Annotated in this window: 6 protein-coding genes; 3 read left to right on the forward strand and 3 right to left on the reverse strand. The window is 63.8% G+C overall.

The window, feature by feature from the left end; all coding sequences use genetic code 11:
- The first annotated feature begins 145 nt into the window (after positions 1 to 145).
- Entirely contained in the window at positions 146 to 2,407 is a 2,262-nt protein-coding gene (locus tag EN984_RS16895) for a transglycosylase domain-containing protein (protein ID WP_127270873.1), read from the forward strand.
- A 9-nt stretch (positions 2,408 to 2,416) separates the two neighbouring features.
- On the opposite strand, the gene EN984_RS16900 is transcribed toward EN984_RS16895, so the two are convergent.
- Positions 2,417 to 2,779 (reverse strand): nuclear transport factor 2 family protein, encoded by a 363-nt coding sequence (locus tag EN984_RS16900; RefSeq protein ID WP_127270874.1) that lies wholly within the window; start codon positions 2,777 to 2,779, stop codon positions 2,417 to 2,419.
- Between the two features lie 165 nt (positions 2,780 to 2,944).
- Between EN984_RS16900 and EN984_RS16905 the strand changes: the two genes are divergently transcribed.
- Positions 2,945 to 3,697, forward strand: a complete 753-nt coding sequence (locus tag EN984_RS16905; RefSeq protein WP_023812510.1) for an SDR family oxidoreductase — start codon at positions 2,945 to 2,947, stop codon at positions 3,695 to 3,697.
- Between the two features lie 13 nt (positions 3,698 to 3,710).
- On the opposite strand, the gene EN984_RS16910 is transcribed toward EN984_RS16905, so the two are convergent.
- On the reverse strand, positions 3,711 to 4,631 hold the full coding sequence (locus tag EN984_RS16910) for a zinc-binding dehydrogenase (protein WP_127272551.1): 921 nt from the start codon (positions 4,629 to 4,631) through the stop codon (positions 3,711 to 3,713).
- A gap of 197 nt (positions 4,632 to 4,828) precedes the next feature.
- Between EN984_RS16910 and EN984_RS16915 the strand changes: the two genes are divergently transcribed.
- Positions 4,829 to 5,638 (forward strand): helix-turn-helix transcriptional regulator, encoded by an 810-nt coding sequence (locus tag EN984_RS16915; RefSeq protein ID WP_127271895.1) that lies wholly within the window; start codon positions 4,829 to 4,831, stop codon positions 5,636 to 5,638.
- Between the two features lie 69 nt (positions 5,639 to 5,707).
- Here the strand turns inward: EN984_RS16915 and EN984_RS16920 are convergent.
- The coding region (locus EN984_RS16920; protein ID WP_127383838.1) for a cation:proton antiporter at positions 5,708 to 6,900 on the reverse strand (1,193 nt) is incomplete at its 5' end.

Here is a 6,900-nt window from a genome sequence, read left to right on the forward strand (position 1 = left end):
ATATCAAGGCGTAGCGGCTTTTTCGCATCAACATCGTTGACCAACGCCAGGGCCGGCATTCGAACACGACTTAACCCGCCTTTAAACCGCCGCATCTACTCTTCAACCCGAACGCCATAGGCATCGGGGATATCAAGCACAGCGCATGGCGAACCGCAGAGACAGTCGCATCGAACCCAGTTTCGAGGGGCCGCCGCAGGCGCGGTCCTCGGCGGGTCTTTCGGTGAACGAGGAGGATCGCGTCGTGCCGAGCAATCGCAAAGCCTCCGCAAAACGCAAGCCGGCCAAAGGGAAATCGTCGCGGGCCAAGCGCGGCAGAAGCCGGCGCGGCCTGTTCGGTGTGCTCGGCCGGCTGTTCTACTGGTGCTTCGTGTTCGCCATCTGGGGCGGCATCGCGGTGGCCGGCATCGTCGTCTACTATGGCGCCAAGATGCCGGCGGCGACGACCTGGTCGATTCCCGACCGCGCCCCCAACATCAAGATCGTCTCGGCAGATGGCCAATTGCTCGCCAATCGCGGCATGAGCGGCGGCGAGGCCGTCGGCCTGCATGAGATGTCGCCCTATATCCCGGAAGCCGTCATCGCCATCGAGGACCGGCGCTTCTACTCGCATTTCGGCATCGACCCGATCGGTCTGTCGCGCGCCATGGTCACCAACGTGCTGGGCGGGCGTTTCTCGCAGGGCGGTTCGACGCTGACCCAGCAATTGGCGAAGAACCTGTTCCTGACACCCGACCGCACGCTGGAACGCAAGGTGCAGGAAGTGCTGCTGGCGCTGTGGCTGGAGCACAAGCACACCAAGGACCAGATCCTCGAAATGTACCTGAATCGGGTGTATTTCGGTTCCGGCGCCTATGGCGTCGAGGCCGCCTCGCGCCGCTATTTCGGCAAGAGCGCGCGCGACGTCACCCTGTCGGAAGCCGCATTGCTTGCCGGCCTGTTGAAGGCGCCGTCGCGGCTGTCCCCGGCACGCGATCCGAAGGCCGCCGAGGAACGCTCGCAACTGGTGCTTGCCGCCATGCGTGACGAGGGAAAGATCAGCGCCAAGGAAATGACCTCGGCAATGAGCGCGCCGGCAACGCGTGCGCCGTCCTACTGGACCGGCTCGGAGAATTACGTCGCCGACACCATCATGGAGGAATTGCCCGACCTGATCGGCGATGTGCGCGGCGACATCGTCATCGACAGCACCGTCGACCTCAACCTGCAAAAGCTCGCCGAACAGTCGATCCGCAGACTGATCGACGAGAGCGGCAAGAAGCTCAACGTCACACAGGGCGCGCTGGTGTCGATCGACGATTCCGGTGCGGTACGTGCCATGGTCGGCGGCTACGACTATTCGACGAGCCAGTTCGACCGTGCTTCGGAGGCACGTCGCCAGCCGGGCTCGGCGTTCAAGCCGTTCGTCTATATGGCCGCGCTCGAAGCCGGTCGCACGCCCGACAGCATCCGCAACGATGCGCCGATCAAGATCGGCAATTGGACACCCGACAATTACGGCGGCAAGTATTTCGGCAAGGTGACGCTGGCCACCGCGCTGGCCAAGTCGCTGAACTCGGTGGCGGCGCAACTGACCATGGAGGTCGGGCCGAACGCGGTTGTCGAGGCGGCGCACCGCATGGGCATCCAGTCCGACCTGATAGCCAACACCTCGATCGCGCTCGGCACTTCGGAAGTGACGCCGCTGGAGCTGACCTCGGCCTATGTCCCCTTTGCCAATGGCGGCTACAAGCCGGACATCCATTTCATCCGGCGCGTGACGACCACCGAGGGCAAAGTGCTTTACGACAGCGGCGGCGGCAGCGCGCCGCGCGTCGTCAAGCCTGAGATCGTCGGCATGATGAACTCGATGATGACGGGCACGGTTGAGATCGGCACTGCCCGGAAAGCGGCTTTCGCCTGGCCATCGGCCGGCAAGACCGGCACCAGTCAAAATTCGCGCGACGCCTGGTTCGTCGGCTACACCGCCAACCTCACCACTGGTGTGTGGTTCGGCAATGATGATGGCAGCGCGATGAAGAAGGTCACCGGCGGCGCACTGCCGGCGCAGGCCTGGCACGAGTTCATGGTTGCGGCCCACGAAGGTGTGCCGGTGCGGCCGCTGCCCGGCACCTGGAAATCGACGCCGGCCGACACAATCGTCCCCGACGAGATACCCGCGGCGAACAACACGGCGCCGGTTCCGTCGACGTCGGTCGGTCAGCAGGCACCGGCGCGGCCAGCAGCGCCGGTTGCCCAAGCGCCGGTCCGCGCGGCCCGTCCCGCCCAAACCGTCGATGCCGACGGCCCCTCCATGCCGGAGGATGACGGCGCCACCGCGTCGATCAAGCACCCGGTGCCGCCAGGCGACGTCGGCGGTCCGCGCAAAAAGCGGCAGACCTCGATCCTCGACCTCCTTGGCGGCTGATCCGATCCGCTAATTCCGTGGCTTGGCGCTGCCCAACTTCTTGCTGTCAAAGGTCAGTTTGTCGCTGTGAATCTTGCCATCGCTGATGGTGAGGTGCTTGGCGCAGGAAAGCGCGCCGGACGACTTGGTCATCAAATCATACATCAGCAGCGCCTGGTGATCGTCACCGAAGGCCGCGATCATGCGCACACCGGTCACATCCTGTGATAGTTTGGTCAGGCCCTCGAGATAGGGTTTCTTGCCGGTCGATTGCTGCATCGGCCCATCAAAGACGACGTCGTCGGCAACCAAGGATGCTGCTTTGTCGAGGTCGTGGCTTGTCCACGCCTTGGTGAAGTCGGTGGCTATGTCGAGGGGTGCTGTCTGCGTCATGGCTCTGTCCCGATTGATTTGATCTGAGACCCCGCGCCCTGTCCTGCAACTCCCGAACCAACGGCGAGCCGGCTTCCCGGTTCCTCCTCTGAGGTGAATGGTGACATTTCGGCCTCTCGCCACCTCGGCGGCGTTCGGCTACATCTGCCGGCCGGAGACCTTGAAATGACTGAGCTCGACACCCGAAAGACCATCGTGCTGACCGGCGCCAGCCGCGGCATTGGCCACGCCACCGTCAAGCGTTTTTCGCGCGAGGGCTGGCGCGTCATCACCTGCTCCAGGCAGGCTTTCGCCGAGGATTGCCCGTGGCCGGCCGGGCCGGAAGACCACATCAAGGTCGATCTCGCCGATCAGGAGGATGTCGGCATCGCCGTCTCCGAAATCCGCCACCGGCTGGAAGCGCATGGCGGCCAGTTGCATGCGCTGGTCAACAATGCCGGCATTTCGCCGAAGCTCAAGGACGGCAACAGCCGCATGGATTCGATCGACACGCCGATGCATGTCTGGCGCGACGTGTTCCAGGTCAATTTCTTCGCGCCGATCATGCTGGCGCGCGGCCTGTTCAAGGAGCTGGCGGCGGCCAAGGGCTCGATCGTCAACGTAACCTCGATCGCCGGAACCCGCGTGCATCCCTTCGCCGGCACGGCCTACGCCACATCGAAGGCGGCACTCGGCTCGCTGACGCGCGAGATGGCACATGATTTCGGCCCGCACGGCATCCGCGTCAATGCCATTGCGCCCGGCGAGATCGACACCGCGATCCTGTCGCCGGGCACTGACAAGATCGTCGAGACCATCCCTCTCAGGCGCCTTGGCACCACGGCCGAAGTCGCCGACATCATCTTCTTCCTGTGTTCGCAGCAGGCGTCCTATGTGACGGGCTCGGAAATTCACATCAATGGCGGCCAGCACGTGTGACATAACAGGATGCTCATCCTGTTATGGTGAGAACGGCCTTGCCGCTGAAGCTGCGCTGTCGCAGTGCGTCCAGCGCTTGGGCGATGTCTGTCCATGGCACGGTCAAGGCCACGCGTGTTTCGAGCCGGCCGGCTGCGACCAGAGCGAGCAGCGAGGCGATGTCCTCGCCAATGCCTGGACCGGACGTGTAGTAGGCGAAGGTCTGAAGCCTCGCTCCTTCATGATCCGGAACGAACTGGCGGAATCCGACGGGCGTTAGTTCGCCGCTGCTCGAACCGAACATGACGATGGTCCCGCCAGGGGCGACGCGTTCGATCGCGCATGCGAGGCTTTGGCCGCCAACCGACTCGGTAATCAGCGAGAACGGCCCCTCGGCCAGGTCTATCGCTTCGACAACCTGCCTGGCTCCGAGGCCGCGGAGATCCTCAGCGTGCCGGGCGGCGGCGACAGCGGTCACGAATCCGCCCTGATGGCGGGCGAGCTGGATCTGGAAACGACCGACCGCACCGCTTGCGCCGGTGATCAAGACCTGCTGGCCGGCGAGGTCCCCGCCATGGCGTAGAGTCCTCAGCGCCGTCGTACCGGCGACAGGAAGCGTGGCTGCGGAAACGAAGCTGACGTCATCCGGCAGGGCGGCGAGACGGTCGGTTGGGACTGCGATGCGTTCGGTCCAACCAGCCTCGTCGACCAACGCGACAACCCGGGCGCCGACGGTTGGCCCGGAACCATCGGCTGCTCTTCGTTCGACAATCCCCGCAATGTCCTGGCCGGGTATCCAGCCCTTGGGGCGTATGGCAAGCAGGCGCAGTTCGCCGCGATTCAACGAAGTGGCGTGGACCGAGACAAGCGCTTCATTCGAGGCCGGTTGAGGCTCGGCGACGTCGGCGAGCCTCAACCCGGTCGCACTTTCGGGAGAGATGACCAGGGCGAGCATGGCGTACCTTGTTGCTGGCTTGTCGGTGCCAGCTTGCGTTGGAAAGCACGGCAAGCTGAGTACCCACGTAGGTAGCGAGCCATACCGGCGATGGCGCGCAGCGTCACGAGATCAACCCTGCGCGAACCGGAGCCTATCGACTTCCGCGGTTAAAGAATTTAGCTATCATGGCGTTTCATCGCTAATAGCAGTCAATCATGAGACGGCCCCTCAGCTACCCCTGGCTTGATCTCGATGTGGATGACCCTTCCGCGTTGGCGATTGCCGTGCGCGTCGACATCCCCGACACCCGAGCGGAAGTCCCCGCCCACCGGCACCGCAAAGGCCAGCTCGTCTTCGCGCTCGGCGGCGGCGTCACATGCCGCGTTCCAAGCGGTCTATGGATGGTGCCGCCGCATTGCGGGGTGTGGATCCCCGGCGGCATGGAGCACAGCAATGTCGCAACCGCCAACGCCCGGATTTTTTTCGTCTACATAGAGCCGGGAGCGGCCGACCTGCCGGAGCGGTGCTGCACGCTTTCGATCTCGCCACTGCTGCGCGAATTGATCATCGAGCTTTCCGATCGGCTGCAGGACGACGAGGCGAGGGGCGAACTCTTGACCAAAATGCTGCTCACCGAATTGCCACGCATGCCTGTCCAGCAATTGCACCTGCCGATCTCATCCGAGCCGCGCTTGAACAGGATCGCCGAGGCGTTGGCGCAAGACCCTGCCGACCGCAGCACGCTGGCGGACTGGGCCAAGCGCATGGCGCTCAGCGAGAGCAGCCTCGCCCGCCTTGTGACAAAGGAGACAGGGCTGAGTTTCGGGCGCTGGCGCCAGCAATTGCACTTGATCGTTGCAATTCGGGAACTGGCGTCCGGCAAGAGTGTCCAGCAAGTCTCGGGCGATCTCGGCTATGGTTCGGTCACGGCCTTCATCACCATGTTCAAGAAGGCGCTTGGGAAGCCGCCGGCCAAATACCTCAGTGGTATCGCGCAAAATGGCGGCTCTGCATTCGTGGCGTAATGCTCACTTGAAAGGCTGGTCGAGCCAATCAGGTTGCCAGCGTGCGAGAATGCAGCTTGGCTTTGGGACTCAGGCCACCGATGGCTCGGCGGTTTCGCGCCTCAACTCCGGTTTGGAACCGAGAACTTCTTCCACAATCCCGCGCGCAATCTCGCGTTCACCCATGATCACCGTATCGGCGCCCAAACCCTTGAGATGTTCGACCTCGGCATCCGAATGGGCCCGGGCGATAACGTTGATACCGGGATTAGCGGCGCGGGCTCGGAGCACGATCTGACCGGCTTCGAAGGCATTGGGGATGGCAAGGATCAGCCGGCTGGCGCCTTCGGGGTTGGCGGCGGCAAACACTTCGGCATTGGCCGCATTGCCGGCGACGGTCTCGATGCTGTCCGCTTTCAGCCTCGCCAGCGTCTTGTCGGCGTCCTCGATGACCAGGAAGGGCAGTGCCGCGTCTTTCAACGCCGAGCCGACCAGGCCACCGACACGGCCGTAGCCGATCAGGATGGCATGGCCTGTGAGTGCCGTCTTGGGCGGCGGCCCGTCCTCCCTTTTCGCCGTTGCCGCGACAGAGGCCACCTGGCCCGGCTCCGTCGCCGGACCAACCGGTTTTGCTTCGACCGGCGGTGCCGTCCTGGCGGCGCGCCGTTCCAGCCACGGCTTCATCCAGTCGATGGCCAGGAACATCAGCGGGTTGAGGACGATCGACAGGATGGCGCCGGCCAGAATGAGGTCGCGACCTTGTTCGGGCAACAGTTTCAGCCCGACGCCGAGCTCGGCCAGGATGAAGGAGAATTCGCCGATCTGGGCAAGGCTTGCCGAAATCATCAATGCGGTGGCCAGGGGATAGCCGAAGGCAACGACGATGACGAACGCCGCCAGCGATTTGCCGATGATGATGATGGCCAGCGTTGCCAGGATCGGCCAGCCATTGCTGATCAGGCTGAACGGGTCGAACAGCATGCCGACCGAGACGAAGAACAACACGGAAAAGGCATCGCGCAGCGGCAAGGATTCTTCGGCGGCACGGTGACTGAGTTCGGATTCGCTCATGATCATGCCGGCGAAGAATGCGCCCAGCGCCAGTGAGACCCCAAACAGTTTGGCCGCGCCAAAGGCGACGCCGAGCGCTATGGCAAGCACCGCCAGCCGGAAGAGCTCGCGCGAGCCGGTGTGGGCGACATAGTGCAGGATCCAGGGGATGACCCGGCGGCCGACCACCAGCATGACGACGACGAAGGCGGCGACCTTGGCCAGCGTGATGC

It is taken from the genome of Mesorhizobium sp. M7A.F.Ca.CA.004.12.1.1 (genome assembly GCF_003997835.1).
In the GTDB taxonomy this organism is placed as follows: domain Bacteria; phylum Pseudomonadota; class Alphaproteobacteria; order Rhizobiales; family Rhizobiaceae; genus Mesorhizobium.